Source organism: Variovorax terrae (genome assembly GCF_022809125.1).
GTDB classification, from domain to species: domain Bacteria; phylum Pseudomonadota; class Gammaproteobacteria; order Burkholderiales; family Burkholderiaceae_C; genus Variovorax_A; species Variovorax_A terrae.
The window spans coordinates 522,163-536,284 of record NZ_JALGBI010000002.1; the positions used below are offsets into that span (position 1 = coordinate 522,163).

The 14,122-nt window shown below is 69.1% G+C and carries 16 protein-coding genes; 9 read left to right on the plus strand and 7 right to left on the minus strand.

The genetic code is table 11. From position 1 onward, the window contains the following. Positions 1 to 77 precede the first annotated feature (77 nt). From clsB to MMF98_RS17950, 8 genes are all read left to right on the plus strand, one after another. Positions 78 to 1,292 (plus strand): cardiolipin synthase ClsB, encoded by a 1,215-nt coding sequence (clsB, locus tag MMF98_RS17915; RefSeq protein WP_243308156.1) that lies wholly within the window; start codon positions 78 to 80, stop codon positions 1,290 to 1,292. A 103-nt stretch (positions 1,293 to 1,395) separates the two neighbouring features. Next, positions 1,396 to 2,109, plus strand: coding sequence for a GTP cyclohydrolase I (gene folE, locus MMF98_RS17920; protein ID WP_243308163.1), 714 nt, complete (start codon positions 1,396 to 1,398; stop codon positions 2,107 to 2,109). Positions 2,110 to 2,192: 83 nt separating this feature from the next. Continuing rightward, a complete protein-coding gene (locus tag MMF98_RS17925) occupies positions 2,193 to 2,615 on the plus strand; it encodes a BLUF domain-containing protein (protein ID WP_243308165.1) in 423 nt (140 codons plus the stop codon). Between the two features lie 186 nt (positions 2,616 to 2,801). Then, the gene (locus tag MMF98_RS17930; protein WP_243308167.1) at positions 2,802 to 3,683 is read left to right on the plus strand and encodes a DMT family transporter; all 882 of its coding nucleotides are present in this window, start codon (positions 2,802 to 2,804) and stop codon (positions 3,681 to 3,683) included. Positions 3,684 to 3,696: 13 nt separating this feature from the next. Continuing rightward, positions 3,697 to 4,536: a DUF429 domain-containing protein gene (locus MMF98_RS17935; RefSeq protein ID WP_243308169.1), complete on the plus strand. Its 840-nt coding sequence runs from the start codon at positions 3,697 to 3,699 to the stop codon at positions 4,534 to 4,536. 310 nt (positions 4,537 to 4,846) lie between these two features. Further along, a complete protein-coding gene (locus MMF98_RS17940) occupies positions 4,847 to 5,479 on the plus strand; it encodes a trimeric intracellular cation channel family protein (RefSeq protein ID WP_243308171.1) in 633 nt (210 codons plus the stop codon). Between the two features lie 651 nt (positions 5,480 to 6,130). After that, on the plus strand, positions 6,131 to 6,520 hold the full coding sequence (locus MMF98_RS17945) for a RidA family protein (RefSeq protein ID WP_243308173.1): 390 nt from the start codon (positions 6,131 to 6,133) through the stop codon (positions 6,518 to 6,520). Between the two features lie 7 nt (positions 6,521 to 6,527). Then, positions 6,528 to 7,112: a uracil-DNA glycosylase family protein gene (locus MMF98_RS17950; protein WP_243308179.1), complete on the plus strand. Its 585-nt coding sequence runs from the start codon at positions 6,528 to 6,530 to the stop codon at positions 7,110 to 7,112. A gap of 35 nt (positions 7,113 to 7,147) precedes the next feature. On the opposite strand, the gene MMF98_RS17955 is transcribed toward MMF98_RS17950, so the two are convergent. The 6 genes from MMF98_RS17955 to MMF98_RS17980 all read right to left on the minus strand — a co-directional run bounded on the left by MMF98_RS17955 (position 7,148) and on the right by MMF98_RS17980 (position 11,858). Next, entirely contained in the window at positions 7,148 to 7,699 is a 552-nt protein-coding gene (locus tag MMF98_RS17955; RefSeq protein WP_243308181.1) for a YbhB/YbcL family Raf kinase inhibitor-like protein, read from the minus strand. Between the two features lie 49 nt (positions 7,700 to 7,748). Beyond that, positions 7,749 to 8,762, minus strand: coding sequence for a zinc-binding alcohol dehydrogenase family protein (locus MMF98_RS17960; protein WP_243308182.1), 1,014 nt, complete (start codon positions 8,760 to 8,762; stop codon positions 7,749 to 7,751). Between the two features lie 264 nt (positions 8,763 to 9,026). Further along, complete coding sequence (locus tag MMF98_RS17965; protein ID WP_243308184.1) at positions 9,027 to 10,106, minus strand: TRAP transporter substrate-binding protein; 1,080 nt, start codon at positions 10,104 to 10,106, stop codon at positions 9,027 to 9,029. 22 nt (positions 10,107 to 10,128) lie between these two features. After that, complete coding sequence (locus MMF98_RS17970) at positions 10,129 to 10,602, minus strand: RidA family protein (RefSeq protein WP_243308186.1); 474 nt, start codon at positions 10,600 to 10,602, stop codon at positions 10,129 to 10,131. A 12-nt stretch (positions 10,603 to 10,614) separates the two neighbouring features. Beyond that, complete coding sequence (locus MMF98_RS17975; protein ID WP_243308188.1) at positions 10,615 to 11,406, minus strand: glycine betaine ABC transporter substrate-binding protein; 792 nt, start codon at positions 11,404 to 11,406, stop codon at positions 10,615 to 10,617. After that, positions 11,403 to 11,858 (minus strand): VOC family protein, encoded by a 456-nt coding sequence (locus MMF98_RS17980; protein ID WP_243308189.1) that lies wholly within the window; start codon positions 11,856 to 11,858, stop codon positions 11,403 to 11,405. Before MMF98_RS17980 ends, MMF98_RS17975 begins: the two co-directional genes overlap by 4 nt. A gap of 144 nt (positions 11,859 to 12,002) precedes the next feature. On the opposite strand from MMF98_RS17980, the gene MMF98_RS17985 reads away from it, so the two are divergent. Continuing rightward, positions 12,003 to 12,914 carry a LysR family transcriptional regulator gene (locus MMF98_RS17985; protein WP_243308191.1) on the plus strand — a complete coding sequence of 304 codons (912 nt, stop codon included), beginning with the start codon at positions 12,003 to 12,005 and terminating at the stop codon, positions 12,912 to 12,914. Here the strand turns inward: MMF98_RS17985 and MMF98_RS17990 are convergent. Then, complete coding sequence (locus MMF98_RS17990) at positions 12,911 to 14,083, minus strand: major royal jelly family protein (RefSeq protein WP_243308193.1); 1,173 nt, start codon at positions 14,081 to 14,083, stop codon at positions 12,911 to 12,913. The two genes, MMF98_RS17985 and MMF98_RS17990, sit on opposite strands and share 4 nt — an antisense overlap. Positions 14,084 to 14,122: the final 39 nt, after the last annotated feature.

The window sequence follows — 14,122 nt, forward strand, 5'->3', positions numbered from 1 at the left end:
CCCCGGCATGAACCGCTCGCGCCGCCACCGCCCCCGCCGTCTTGCGGCACCTTCCGAGCGGCGGGGCGGGCACTGACATGCCCCTGCAGCTGCGCCCCGGCCACCACCTCGAGTTGCTGCAGGGCGCGCAGGCGTTCTTCGCGGCCCTGGTGGCCGACATGGACGAGGCGCGGTTCGAGGTGCGGCTGGAAACCTACATCTTCGACTTCCACGGCAGCGGCAGCCAGGTGGCCGAGGCGCTGATCCGGGCCGCGCGCCGCGGCGTGGTGACGCAGCTCACGGTCGACGGCGTCGGCACGGGCCGGCTGCCCGCCAGCTGGCGCAGCCGCTTCGAACAGGCCGGCGTGCGCTGGCGCGTGTTCTCGCGGCTCGGCCCGCTGGGGCTGCTCAACCCCACGCGCTGGCGCCGGCTGCACCGCAAGCTCGGCGTGATCGACGGCCGCGTGGCCTATTGCGGCGGCATCAACGTGCTGGACGACTACTACGACCCCAATTACGGCACGCTGGCGGCGCCGCGCTTCGACTTCTGCGTGCGCGTCACCGGCCCGCTGGTGGCCGACGTGCACGCGGTCACCGGCCAGCTCTGGTGGCGCATGCAGGCGCTGCGCGAGGCGCGCCTGCGCGACTTCGGCGGCGCCTGGCAGGCCATGCGCGCCAGCAGCGCGCTGGCGGCCGAAGCGCGCCACGGGGCCGGCCCCGCGCGCGGCCCGGCGGCCGCGGAGAAGGCGGGGCTGCTGCTGCGCGACAACTTCCGCCACCGCGTGCGCATCGAGCGGGCCTACCGCCGGGCCATCGGCGCGGCGCGGCACGAGGTCATCATCGCCAATGCCTATTTCCTGCCGGGCGGCAAGGTGCGCCGCGCGCTCATCATGGCGGCGCGCCGCGGCGTCAAGGTGCAGCTGCTGCTGCAGGGCCGCTACGAGTACTTCATGCAGTACCACGCCGCGCGCCCGGTCTACGGGGCGCTGCTGGGCGCGGGCGTGGAGATCTACGAGTACGAGCCCAGCTTCCTGCATGCCAAGGTGGCGGTGATCGACGGGCACTGGGCCACGGTCGGCTCGTCCAACCTCGACCCGCTGAGCCTGCTGCTGGCGCGCGAGGCCAACGTGGTGGTGGAGGGCCCGGCCTTCGCCCAGCCGCTGCGCGAGCGGCTGGTGCGCGCCATGGCCGAGGAGGGCCGGCGCATCGACCCGGCCGACTACGCCCACCGCCCGTTGCTGCAGCGCGCGCTCGACCGCGTGGCCTTCGGCCTGATGCGGCTGGCGCTGTTCGCGATCGGGATGCGCTATTGAATTGATAGCAAAAAAAGACCATCCGACGCGGACATCCGCAGAAAAAACCTTAGAATCCGATCGCTGATACCATGTCTGGATGCTTATGAAGATACCCCCTGGCATGAGCCCTGTCCCTGCTGGCCAGCAGGGCGACGAGGGCACGCCCGTCTCCGTGAAGATCCGCGAACGCCTGGCCGCCGCGCGCAAGCGCTTCCACTCCAACGACAACATCGCCGCCTTCATCGAGCCCGGCGAGCTGGAGAAGCTGCTCGACGAGGTGACCGACAAGATGAAGGGCGTGCTCGACAGCCTGGTGATCGACACCGACAGCGACCACAACACGCACAGCACCGCGCGCCGCGTGGCCAAGATGTACGTCAACGAGGTGTTCAAGGGCCGCTACGTCGAGGCCCCCGCCATCACCGAGTTTCCCAACGCCGAGCACCTGAACGAGCTGATGATCGTCGGCCCGATCACCGTGCGCAGCGCCTGCAGCCACCATTTCTGCCCGGTCATCGGCAAGATCTGGATCGGCGTGATGCCCAACGAGCACACCAACGTGATCGGCCTGTCCAAGTACGCGCGCCTGGCCGAGTGGGTGATGGGGCGCCCGCAGATCCAGGAAGAGGCCGTGGTGCAACTGGCCGACCTGATCCAGGAAAAAACCCAGCCCGACGGCCTGGCCATCGTGATGCAGGCCAGCCACTACTGCATGGCTTGGCGCGGCGTGAAGGAGATGGACAGCAAGATGATCAACTCCGTCATGCGCGGCGTGTTCCTCAAGGACCCGGCGCTGCGCCGCGAATTCCTCTCGCTGATTCCCGGAAAGGACTAGCATGAACTGCCCCCACGCTCGCTTCGCTCCCTGCCCCCCGAGGGGGCGCTCCGTGCCCTTCGGGCGGCCGGGCGGGCACTGACATGCTGGTACGCCTGCTCTACGCCAGCCGCGCGGTGGACAACAGCCCCGCGGCGATCGAGGCCATCCTCACGCAGTCGCGCCTGCACAACCCCTCGTGCGGCATCACCGGCATCCTGTGCTACGGCGGCGGCATCTTCCTGCAGGCCATCGAGGGCGGCCGCATGGCGGTGAGCGACCTGTTCGGCCACATCCAGAAGGACGTGCGCCACAAGGACGTGGCCCTGCTGCACTACGAAGAGATTTCCGAGCGCCGCTTCGGCGGCTGGACCATGGGGCAGGTCAATTTGTCCAAGCTCAACCACTCCATCCTGCTCAAGTACTCCGAGAAGCCCGAGCTCGATCCCTATGCCGTCTCGGGCAAGGTGTCGCTGGCCCTGCTGGAAGAGCTGATGGCCACCGCGTCCATCATCGGCCGGGCGTGACAGGCTCACCCCCAGGCTGCGCTTCGCTACGCCTCCCCCCTGCGAGGGGGCAACACCGGCGGCCCGGCCAAGCCGGTTCCGCGGTGTTTTCCGGGTGGGCCGCGCTGCGCGGGCCAGGGGCAGGCCGGTCAGCCTGACGCCTCCGTTCCTGTTGCGGCCGCCGCTCCCGTTGCATTCTCCTGCGCCATGCCATTACAAGCCCTCGTCCTCGTCATCCTCGCCGGACTGATCCACGCCAGCTGGAACATCGCGGCCAAGAAGGCCGGCGGCGACGCGCGCTTCGCCGCCTTCACCGGCCTGGTGATGATGGTGTTCTGGGCGCCGCTGGGCCTGTGGCTCGGCGTGCAGGAACTGCCGCGCTGGGGCCGCCTCGAGTGGCTGCTGCTGGTGGCCAGCGCCGCGCTGCACACCATCTACTACATCACCCTGCTGCGCGGCTACCGCAAGGCCGATCTCACGGTGGTCTACCCGCTGGCGCGCGGCTCGGGGCCGCTGCTGTCCTCGCTGGTGGCCATCGTGCTGCTGGGCGAGCAGATCTCGGCGCTGGGCGTGCTCGGCATCGCGGGCGTGGTGGTGGGCGTGTTCCTGATCGCGGGCGGGCCCGGCCTGTGGAAGGCCACGCACGACCCGGCCCGCGCGCGGCGCGTGCGCAAGGGCATGGTCTACGGCCTGCTCACGGGCGCCTTCATCGCGAGCTACACCGTGGTGGACGGCTACGCGGTCAAGTTCGTGCTGATGTCGCCGATCCTGCTCGACTACATCGGCAACCTGGTGCGCCTGGTGTTCCTGGTGCCCACCGTGCTGCGCGACCGCCCGGCCGCCGCCGCGCTGTGGCGCCAGCAATGGAAGTACGCGGTGCTGGTGGGCATCATCAGCCCGGTGTCCTATGTGCTGGTGCTGTACGCGGTGCAGGTGGCGCCGCTGTCGCACGTGGCGCCGGCGCGCGAGGTGTCGATGCTGTTCGCGGCGCTGATCGGCGGCCACCTGCTGGGCGAGGGCGACCGCGCGCTGCGCCTGGTGGGCGCCGCCTGCATCGCCGTGGGCGTGATGGCCCTGGCCCTGGGCTGAGAGCGCATTGCCCATGGCCTCGCCCGTGCCCGCCGCGCCGCTGCTCGTGGGCTGCGACTTCTCAAGCCGCCCCATGGCCCGGAAAACCATTGTTTTAGCCCAGGGGTCCGCGTCGGGTGGACGTATCGTGCTATCAAAAATGGAGCGTTTCGCATCGCTCGACGACTGGGCGCAGTGGCTCGGCCAGCCGGGGCCGTGGATCGGCGCGTTCGATTTCCCGTTCGGCCTGCCGCGCGAGCTGGTCGAGCAGCTCGGCTGGCCGCGCACCTGGGAAGCCTGCATGCGCCACTACGCGGCGCTCAGCCGCGAGCAGATCCGCGCCACCTTCGCCGCGTTCTGCGATGCGCGGCCGGTGGGGAAGAAGTTCGCGCACCGCGCCTGCGACGTTCCCGCGGGCGCCAGCCCCTCGATGAAATGGGTCAACCCGCCGGTGGCCTACATGCTGCATGCGGGCGTGCCGCGGCTGCTGGCCGCCGGCGTGCACCTGCCGGGCCTGCACGCGGGCGACCGCGCGCGGGTGGCGCTCGAAGGCTACCCCGGCCTGCTGGCGCGCGAGGTGCTGGGCCGGCGCAGCTACAAGAGCGACGACCGGGCCCAGCAGACACCCGAGCGCCTGATCGCGCGCAAGGACCTGATCACCGCGCTGGAGCATGGCCAGACCCGGCTGGGGTTGCGCCTCAAGCTCAGCCACGCGCAGCGCGACGCGCTGGCGGCCGATGCCAGCGGCGACAGCCTGGACGCCGCGCTGTGCCTGCTGCAGGCGGCCTGGGCCCAGCAGCAGGGCGCGCCGCGCTACGGCCTGCCCGAGGGGCTCGACCCGCTCGAAGGATGGATCGTCACGGCCGGCGCCTAGGGCCTGTTCACCCTATTTTTACCAGTGCGAACGAGGTGAAAACAGCGCCAATCAAGGCGCCTGACGACGCCCAGCCTGGACGGCTGGGCTAGGAGGGCAACGCCGAGTGGCGCTGTTTTCACCCCGTTCCCTGCGGGTTGCGGCCAAAAAGGCCATGCGCCGCGTTGCGAAGCCTTGCCGGGGGCCAACCCCGGCTGCGTTTCGCGCCTTGCGCATGACCTTTTTGCTCCGCAACGCATCTGGCAAAAATAGGGTGAACAGGCCCTAATGCGCTACAAAGCCGGTTGGTGCATTTTCCGCGAGGCTTCGCATGCATGGTGTCTCCCATCCCCTGGGGCGCAAGGTTTTCTACTGGCTCGACCTGCTCGGCGTGGCGGTGTTCGCCGTCAGCGGCACGCTGGCCGCGGGCTACGCGGGGCTGGACCTGCTGGGCGTGGTGGTGATCGCGGCCCTCACCGCCATCGGCGGCGGCACGCTGCGCGACCTGCTGATGGGCCGCCATCCGGTCTTCTGGATGCGCGACCCGAACCCGCTCTACGTGATCCTGCTCACGGCGCTGCTGACCATGCTCTACGTGCGTGTCTATCCGCCGCCGATGGGCACGCTGCTGTGGGCCGATGCGCTGGGCTTGGCGCTGTTCGCGCTGTCGGGGGCGCAGATCGCCGAGGCCGCGCGGCTGCCGGCGCTCGTCGTGGTGCTGATGGGCACGATGTCCGGGGCCGCCGGCGGCGTGCTGCGCGACGTGCTCACGGCCAAGGTGCCGCTGCTGCTGCGCGGCGACATCTATGCCACCGCGGCGATCGCCGGCATCGCGCTGTACCTGCTGCTGCAGGCCGTCGGCGTGCGGCGCCCCTGGGCCTTCGGTTTCGGCCTGGCCACGGTGGCTGCGATGCGCGGCTGCGCCATCGTCTGGCCGCTGCACCTGCCGGTGTTCCGGCTCTGAGCGCAGGGTGCTCCTCTATTGATAGCAAAAAATGACCAGAGGACAAGGACATCCGGCCGATTTGATTCAAAAATCGCCGGCATCGCGGGCGCTGGCGGCTTTCGGGGAGAATCGCGGCATGCGCCGCCGGGCCGTTCTCCGGGGGCGCCTGCCGCAGCGCGCTGCGCGGAGCTGACCGAATGAGCACAGCCTACAACCTCCCCCTGCTGCTGGCCGCCGGCCTGAGCGCCGCCGCGGCGCTGCTGCACCTGGCCATCATCGCGGGCGGTCCGGCCTGGTACCGCTTCTTCGGCGCGGGCGAGCGCATGGCCTCGGCCGCCGCAGCCGGCCGCGGCTACCCGGCCGCGGTCACGCTGGCGATCGCCGCCGTGCTGTTCGTGTGGGCCGCCTATGCGCTGTCGGCCGCGGGCGCCCTGGCGCCGCTGCCGGGCCGGCGCGCCGCGCTCGGCCTGATCACCGCCATCTACCTGCTGCGCGGCCTGCTGTTCGTGCCCGCGCTGGCAGCCGCCGGCCGGCGCATCACCCCCTTCGCGCTCTGGAGTTCGGCGATCTGCCTGCTGTATGGCGCGGTCCACCTGCTGGGCCTGCGCCAGGCCTGGGCCTCGCTGTGGGGCGAGGCGCTGCCATTCCCCCCATCCCCAAGGAGTTTGCATGACCCGCCGCCTCATCAGTTCCGGTTCCACCTTCGAGCAGGAGATCGGCTATTCGCGCGCCGTGGTCGACGGCGACTGGGTGTTCGTCTCGGGCACCACGGGCTTCGACTACGCCAGCATGACCATCGCCGAAGGCCTGCCCGAGCAGACCGAGCAGTGCCTGAAGAACATCGAGGCTGCGCTGCAGCAGGCCGGCGCCAGCCTGCGCGACGTGGTGCGCGTGACCTACGTGCTGCCCCATGGCCCCGACTTTCCCCAGTGCTGGCCGGTGCTGCGCAAGTACTTCGGCGAGGTGCGGCCGGCCGCGATGATGATCTCGGCCCAGTTGCTCGATCCGCGCATGCGCATCGAGATCGAGGTCACGGCGCGCAAGGGCGCCGGCGCCTGAGCCCGCCATGACCCGCTGCGACGCCCTGCTGGCCGAGGTGCGCGCCTGCACGCTGTGCGCGCCGCAGCTGCCGCTGGGGCCGCGGCCGGTGCTGCAGCTGCACCCGCGGGCGCGGCTGCTGATTGCGGGGCAGGCGCCGGGGCGCAAGGTGCATGCCTCGGGCATCCCGTTCGACGACGCCAGCGGCGAGCGCCTGCGCGACTGGCTGGGCCTTGGCCGCGAGGTGTTCTACGACCCGCGCCAGGTGGCCATCCTGCCCATGGGCTTCTGCTACCCCGGCACTGGCCGCTCGGGCGACCTGCCGCCGCGCCCCGAATGCGCGCCGGCCTGGCGCGCGCCGCTGCTGGCGCAGCTGCGCCACCTGCAGCTCACGCTGCTGGTGGGCCAGTATGCGCAGGCCTGGCATCTGGGCGGGCCGAAGCGGCCGCTGACCGAGACGGTGCGCGACTGGCGCCGCGGCTGGGACGCGGGCCTGCTGCCGCTGCCGCATCCCAGCCCGCGCAACAACCTCTGGCTGCGGCGCAACCCCTGGTTCGAGGCGGAGCTGCTGCCGGCGCTGCGCGAGCGCGTCCGGGCTGCTTTGGCGGATTAGGGCCCGACAGCAAGCCAGGCCGCGCCGCAAGCCGCTTACCTCGGGCCAGCCAGCACGCTCAGCGAGGTCTTGTCGAGGGTGTTCTGCCAGAGAAGGAAGCCCACGAGCGCGGGCGTCGCCGCCTTGTCGACAGGCAACTTGTCCACCTTCAAGGCGTGCACGGTGTACACGTAGGTATGTTGGCGGCCGACAGGCGGGCAGGGACCGAGATAGCCCGGTTTGCCGAGGTCTGTGTGGCCTTCCACGGCGCCGCTGGGCAGCGGGCCGCCATTGACGCCGCCGGCCAGGGCGCGGGTATCCGCCGGAATGTCGTAGACGACCCAGTGCCAGAAGCCGCTGCCGGTGGGCGCGTCCTTGTCGTAGAAGGTCACTGCAAAGCTCCTGGTGTCGGCCGGCGCGCCCTGCCAGGCCAGGTCGGGCATGACGTTGCCGCCGCTGCAGCCGAAGTTGTTCCAGTAGTGCGCGGCGCCGATCGCGCCGCCTTGCTGGATGGCCCGGCTGCCCAGCTCGAAGTCGGCGGCGTGGGCGGTGCGGGAAGCCATCGCGAACGCGAGGGAGGCGAGGGCCAGGGCGGTGATTGTCTTCATGGTGATTTCCGTCGTGCGTGGTGTGCCGTGGTGTGAGGCTGCCCGCGTTTCACACGAAGCCGGCCAGCACGCACTTGCCGCGCGCCTGGCCCGATTCGATCCAGGCATGCGCCTGCCTGAGGTTCTTGGCGTTGATGCTGCCGAAGGATTGGCCGGCCGTGGTGCGCAGTTCGCCGCGGTCCACCAGCTGCGCCACCTCGTCCAGCAGGCGGCCCTGCTCCGCCAGGTCGGGCGTGCCGAACAGCGTGCGGGTGAACATCAGCTCCCAGTGCAGCGAGATGGACTTGCGCTTGAGCAGCGTGGCATCAAGCGACTGCGGGTCGTCGATCAGCGCGATCTGCCCCTGCGGCGCGGTGATGTCCACCAGGGCCGCGAAATGCCGGTCGGTTTCCGTCAGGCTGGCCACCTTGTCCACATAGGCCAGGCCCAGCTCCTCGATCTGGCGGCGCAGCGGCCGCGAATGGTCGATCACGTCGTGCGCGCCCATCTCCAGGCACCATTGCCGCGTCTCTTCGCGCGACGCCGTCGCGATCACGCGCAGCGAAGTGAGGCGCCGGGCGAGCTGGACCAGGATGGAGCCGACACCGCCGGCGCCGCCCAGCACCAGCAGCGTCTGGCCCTGCCCGCCGCCGCGGCCGACGCGCAGCCGGTCGAACAGCAGTTCCCATGCGGTAATGGCGGTGAGCGGAAGGGCGGCGGCCTCCGCGTCATCCAGCGTCGCGGGCGCGCGGCCGGCGATGCGTTCATCCACCGCATGCAGCTCGGCATTCGTGCCCGGCCGGTCGATGGCGCCGGCATAGAAGACGCGGTCGCCCGGCTTGAAGCGGGTGACGTGCGGCCCCACGGCCTCGACCAGACCGGCGGCGTCGAAACCCAGGATGCGCGGTTCACCGGCCGCGGGCTTGGCGCCACGCCGCAGCTTGGTGTCCACCGGGTTCACCGACACAGCTTGCACGCGCACCAGCAGGTCGAAGGGCCGCAGTGGCGGAATGGGAAGCTCGATGTCAACCAGCGAAGCTTCCTGGTCGATGGGGAGCGGTTCAAAGTAGCCAACAGCTTTCATGACAGTGCGAGGAAATGGAGAGAACTGCACTGTCGGCTATCTGGGCCGGTTTGATAAGCCAGGTGGTTGCGCTAACAAATTCAATCGCCCATTGAAAATCCCCCAGAGCGGCCAACGGCTCAGGCACGCCGGGGGATCATGTTCGGTTCCACGAACGCCGACGCCTGGTGGGCATCGCGCTCATGGCGCCGGGAGGGCCCAGGTGGGGCCGCGCCGCCCGCGTGAGCCAGGTGCGGCGTATGCGGCACAGGCGGCCCATGGATTTCACGGCCGCAGGGCGGCCGCGAGGTAGTCGTCCTGCGTGTTCTCGGCGACTCGGAACCACATCGAGCTTTCGTGGCGGAACTTGTCCCAGGAGGCGTGCAGGCCCTTGAATTCGGCGTTCCTGGCGGAGATCTCCGCGTTGATCGACTGCGCGGCCTTGAAGGCTTCGTCGAGCACGGCGCGCGGATAGGCGCGCAGCAGCGTGCCCCGGCCCACCAGGCGCTTGAGCGCCTCGGGGTTCTGGGTGTCGTACCTGGCCTGCAGCCACACGTGCGCCTCCATCGACGCGGCCTCGATGGCGTGGCGGTGGCCGGCGGGCAGTGCGTCCAGCGCCTTCTGGTTCACGTAGAACGACAGCTGCGGGCTGCCGTCGAACCAGCCGGGGTAGTAGTAGTACTTGGCCACCCGGAACAGACCGAGCTTCTCGTCGTCGTACGGCCCCACGAATTCGGCCGCGTCGATCGTGCCTTTCTCGATGGCGCCATAGGTCTCGCCGGCGGGGATGATCTGGGGAATGCCGCCCATCGCGGCCCAGACCTGCCCACCCAGGCCGCCGATGCGCATCTTGTTGCCCTTGATGTCGGCGGGCGTCTTGATTTCCTTGCGGAACCAGCCGCCCATCTGCGCGCCGGTGTTGCCGCCCATGTAGTTGACGATGCCGTAGCCGGCGTAGAGCTTGCGCAGCAGCTCCATGCCTCCGCCGTGCATCAGCCAGGCGGTCTGGGCCCGCGAGTTCAGGCCGAAGGGCAGCGCGAAGTCGAAGGCGAGCGCGTCGTTCTTGCCGGTGTAGTAGTAGGAGGCGGTGTGGCCCATCTCCAGTGTGGCGTTGCTTACCGCGTCCATCACCTGCAGGCCGGGCACCAGTTCGCCCGCCGCATGGACGCTGATCTCGAAGGCGCCGCCCGTGAGTTCCTTGACGCGCCGGCCGAACAGCTCGGCCGCGCCGTAGATGGTGTCCAGCGACTTGGGAAAGCTGGAGGCCAGGCGCCAGCGCACCCGGGCCTGGGCGTGGATGGCGGGTGCGGCAAGCACCGCAGGCGCCGCGAGCGCGGCGGCCTGCAGCAGTTTTCTTCTTTCCATGGGGTCTCCTCTTCGTTGTGGTTCATTCCAGGATCTCGGCCCAGAAGCCGAGCATCACGGGCACGTTCAGCGGCATCACCAGGTGCCCGAGGGCCGTACGCGCGTGCCGGCCACGCTCCGCGAACACCTCGTTGATCAGTTCGGAGCCGCCGTTGAGCACTTGCGGGATCTGCGAGAAACCCTCCACGCAGCCCACGTGGCCCTCGATGCGCAGCACCCGCACGCGGCCCAGGTCGCCGTCCGCCGCGGCCTTGAGCTGCGCGATGCCGTTCAGCGCGCAGATGCGCGCGGCCCGGTAGCCCTGCTCCGTGTCCAGTGCCTCACCCAGCCGGCCCACATGGGCGAGGCTGCCGTTGACCCAGGGCAGCTGGAACGAGGTGGTGACGAGAGAGCCCACGCGCTGCCAGGGCTCGTAGGCGGCCACGGCGCCGGGGGCGGCGGGCACGGCCAGGCCGAGTGCGGCCAGGCGGGTTTCAGGCAAGTGGGTCCGGTTCATTTCAATACCTCTTCAATACGTTGCAAGACCTTGTGTTGTGCGCGCCAGCCAATGGGCCGCGGCTTCCTGCGGGCTGTGGCCCGCCACGCTGATCTGATGGTCCAGCGCGGCCACCGCGGCATTGCCCAGGTGCAGGTGGCGCAACTGCTGCAACGTGGCCTCGGGGATCAGATGGGCCGCATCCCGCCGCATCACCAGGGTCGCCGCATCGCGGCCACGCAGCAGCCCGAGGGGCTCCGCGAGTTCCCGGATGGCATAGCGGTGATGCAGGTACTGCGGATGCCACAGCGGCACCACCGCCCAGCGCCCGTCCTGCCAGGCGCGCTCGAACGCACCGGTGCAGTCGGCCAGCGTGCCGTTGTGGAACTGGTAGCCCAGCTCGCTCAGGCTGTAGCGCTCCATGATTTCGCGCGAGAAGCGGCTGATGCCCGCGCCTGGCCCGATGCCCTGGATGCGCTTGTCCATGCGCGCGGCCACTTCCGGCTTCGCGAGATCGGCCACCTGGGCCACCAGTTCGCGCGGCACATAGCCGGGCACGCCCCAAATGGCGTAGGGCTCATACAGCACGCCGAGTTTCAGCAATTCAGGTTCGAGGGGGTCCACATAGACGCCGTGGCTGCCCGGCAGCCAGGCGGACACCACCATGTCCACCTCGCCGCGCGCCAGCATGGCGTACATGGCTTCGTGCGGCGCTTCACGCGTGAAGGTCTTGACGCCCGAGCGTTCGACGATGGCGCGCACGACGGCCGCGCTCGCGACGTGGAAAGACAGCGCGATCTGTCCAATGACCAGCTCCCGGGTCATTGCGCGTCCACGGCGATGCCGGCCTCGTCCGAGTGCCAGCTGGAAGTTTCCGTGGCGTCGAAGATGAACTCGATGGTGAGCCGGCCCGGTGCGATCACGAAAACCTGATGCTCTTCGAGGGCGGGAACGGTTCGGGCGCGGTAGGCGCGTCCCTGTGTCTTTAGACGCTCCTCGAACGCCGGCAGGTCGGTGCAGCGCATCGCAATGTGGTCCACCACCCCGGTGTCATCGCCCACTTGGCGATCACCGAGATACGCGGCCAGGCGCTCATCCGAGGGGTCGTGCGGCGCCAGGTGCACCACGGCTGTGCCACCCGAATACAACCAGTATCCGGGGAACTGGAACGGCGGCCGGGGCCCAACGGCAAAGCCGGCGACTTGCTCGAAGAATCGACGCGTCTCCTCCATCAGCGACGTGCGCAGGGTGAAGTGGTCGAGGCGCGTAACTCCCATGGTGCTGCCTCAGTTCAAGATGTGACACGCTGCAGTCTAGGAGGCGCGATCCAGGCTAGTAAGGGGCCGGCGGAACTAACACCTTCAAGCGGGAATTGAAAATCCAGGCTTGATATGCCGGCCCGGATCGCGCAGGATTCTCAAATGAAGATTGAAAATGTCGCGGACCTGAGGGTCCTGGTGGAAACGGCGCGCAGAGGTTCGTTGACAGCGGCATCGCGCGAACTGGGGGTGACGCCGGCCGCTGCCAGCGCGATGCTGAAACGGCTGGAAGCACTCCTGGGCGCGCGGCTCTTCGAGCGGTCAACGCGCGCGATGCGGCTCACCGTGGAAGGCCAGACCCTGCTGGACTACGCGAACCGCGCGCTGGAGCTGCTCGAGGAAGGAGAGGCACAGCTGCTGGATACCGGCGCTCGCCTGATCGGCACACTCCGCATCTCGGTGCCCTCGGATCTGGCCCGCAGTGTGCTGCTGCCCTGGTTCGACGAATTCCTTGCACTGAATCCCGGCGTGCAGATCAGCTTGTCGGTCAGCGACCGGCTGGCCGACGTGATGCGCGATTCCATGGATCTGGCGCTGCGCTATGGCGACTTGGTGGATTCGCGGCTGGTGGCCCGGCCGCTCGCGTCTACGCGCAGGGTGCTGTGTGCTTCGCCGGCCTACCTTGCGCGCCGCGGGGCGCCGCAAGCGCCGGAGGACCTCGTCAAGCACAACTGCCTGACGTTCCACCTGAACGGACGCCGCTACGTCTCCTGGCGGTTCGAGCGTGGCGGGGAATGGACCGAGGTGCGCATCAGCGGGGACCGGGGCGCCGACGACGCGGCGCTCGCGCACCAATGGGCGCTTGCCGGCGTGGGCCTTACCTACAAGTCAGAGCTGGATCTGGTTCATGACCTGGCGAGCGGAGCGCTGGTGCGCTTGCTGCCGGAGTGGGACGGCGAGCACTATCCGCTGAACGCCATTCTTCCCAGCAACCGTTTTTTGCCCGCGCGCGTGCGCGCCATGGTGGACTTCCTGGCCGCCAAGTTCGAGGAACTGGCGGCCCGCAGGGCTTAGAAGCCAGGCATCCCGGGCGCGAGCGGCTTGAAGCGGTAGACCAGGTAGGGTGCCTTGTTCCTGGCGACTCCATCGGCTTGCAGGACGTTGGTCAGCGGCAACTGCGCGGCGCCGGTGTACATGTAGCCGTCCTTGTTGAAGGTCACGCCGTCAGGCCACACCATGCCGGGATCGGTGACGAGGCGGCGGTATGTGCGCGTGCCGGGCGGGATCACCCCCACGGCGCGCTCGCCAACCTCCGTCAGGTACAGGTTGCCCGCGGAGTCGATGGACAGGCCGCCGTTGAACGGCTTGTCGGCATAGGTTTCGACACGCGACGCCAACTGCGCCTGGGTGAGTCCGCGGTTGAGCAGGTCTGCCATGCGCATCCGGTACATCTTGTAGCCTGAGAGCGGGGCGAAATACAGCCACTCGCTCTGGTGGTCCAAGGCGATGCCATCGACGCCGATGCTCAGCTTGAAAGAACCAGCCGTGGGCGTGCCGACGTCCCAGCGGATGGGGTCGGCCACGGGTTTCATGCTCTCGTGGCCTTGCAGCAGCCGCCGGCTGCTGCCGTCCTTCAGGCTCACCAAAACCAGCGCCGCCTTGTCGCCCACGCCATTGGAGTTCTCGCCGATCGCCTCGTCGGCAATGACGATGACCTGGTTCTTGAGATCGACCACGAAGTCGTTGTGCTGCGACTCGGTGATGGTGGCCGCCGGGTCCAGCTTGATGATGCGTTCGAGCTTGTTGGTCTTCGTGTTCCAGCCCACCAGCTTGGGCACCAGGCCGGCGGGCCGGCCGGCCGCCTTGTCGGTGGTTTTTGCCGAGTCCAGCAGCCACAGGATGCCGTTGGCGTCCGTGTGCAGGCCCAGTACCCAGTCGAGGCAGTGGTCCAGGTCCGCTTTCCACTGGCCGTCGGCGGTCTTGCAGCTTTGCCATTCCAGGTTCGGGTAGGGCGTGGTCGAGCGGCGGTCGGCGTTCAACAGAGCCACCTGCACCTTGGGTGAGTAGAAGGGGTGGTAGCCGATCACGACGCGGCCATCGGGCATCTGCGTGATGCCTCCGACGCCGCCTTCCTGGAGCTGGGCATAGACCTCCGGCGAGGCCTTTTCCGCCTGGGCCGAGGCGCTGCCGGCGAATGCGGTTGCAAGTGCGAGTGCTGCGAGCACGGAAATGGTGGGTTGCATGGATGTCTCCTCGTTTGAGAGGCCCCCATGCTATGAAAC

Bases quoted from the DNA above. Each gene is read 5' to 3' on its own strand.
- MMF98_RS17940 (WP_243308171.1), top strand. From the start codon at position 4,847: ATGCATGGTGTCTCCCATCCCCTGGGGCGCAAGGTTTTCTACTGGCTC.
- MMF98_RS17930 (WP_243308167.1), top strand. From the start codon at position 2,802: ATGCCATTACAAGCCCTCGTCCTCGTCATCCTCGCCGGACTGATCCAC.
- MMF98_RS17975 (WP_243308188.1), bottom strand. From the start codon at position 11,406: ATGACCCGGGAGCTGGTCATTGGACAGATCGCGCTGTCTTTCCACGTC.
- MMF98_RS17955 (WP_243308181.1), bottom strand. From the start codon at position 7,699: ATGAAGACAATCACCGCCCTGGCCCTCGCCTCCCTCGCGTTCGCGATG.
- MMF98_RS17990 (WP_243308193.1), bottom strand. From the start codon at position 14,083: ATGCAACCCACCATTTCCGTGCTCGCAGCACTCGCACTTGCAACCGCA.
- MMF98_RS17945 (WP_243308173.1), top strand. From the start codon at position 6,131: ATGACCCGCCGCCTCATCAGTTCCGGTTCCACCTTCGAGCAGGAGATC.
- MMF98_RS17970 (WP_243308186.1), bottom strand. From the start codon at position 10,602: ATGAACCGGACCCACTTGCCTGAAACCCGCCTGGCCGCACTCGGCCTG.
- MMF98_RS17935 (WP_243308169.1), top strand. From the start codon at position 3,697: ATGGCCTCGCCCGTGCCCGCCGCGCCGCTGCTCGTGGGCTGCGACTTC.
- MMF98_RS17960 (WP_243308182.1), bottom strand. From the start codon at position 8,762: ATGAAAGCTGTTGGCTACTTTGAACCGCTCCCCATCGACCAGGAAGCT.
- MMF98_RS17925 (WP_243308165.1), top strand. From the start codon at position 2,193: ATGCTGGTACGCCTGCTCTACGCCAGCCGCGCGGTGGACAACAGCCCC.
- folE (WP_243308163.1), top strand. From the start codon at position 1,396: ATGAGCCCTGTCCCTGCTGGCCAGCAGGGCGACGAGGGCACGCCCGTC.
- MMF98_RS17950 (WP_243308179.1), top strand. From the start codon at position 6,528: ATGACCCGCTGCGACGCCCTGCTGGCCGAGGTGCGCGCCTGCACGCTG.
- MMF98_RS17985 (WP_243308191.1), top strand. From the start codon at position 12,003: ATGAAGATTGAAAATGTCGCGGACCTGAGGGTCCTGGTGGAAACGGCG.
- clsB (WP_243308156.1), top strand. From the start codon at position 78: ATGCCCCTGCAGCTGCGCCCCGGCCACCACCTCGAGTTGCTGCAGGGC.
- MMF98_RS17965 (WP_243308184.1), bottom strand. From the start codon at position 10,106: ATGGAAAGAAGAAAACTGCTGCAGGCCGCCGCGCTCGCGGCGCCTGCG.
- MMF98_RS17980 (WP_243308189.1), bottom strand. From the start codon at position 11,858: ATGGGAGTTACGCGCCTCGACCACTTCACCCTGCGCACGTCGCTGATG.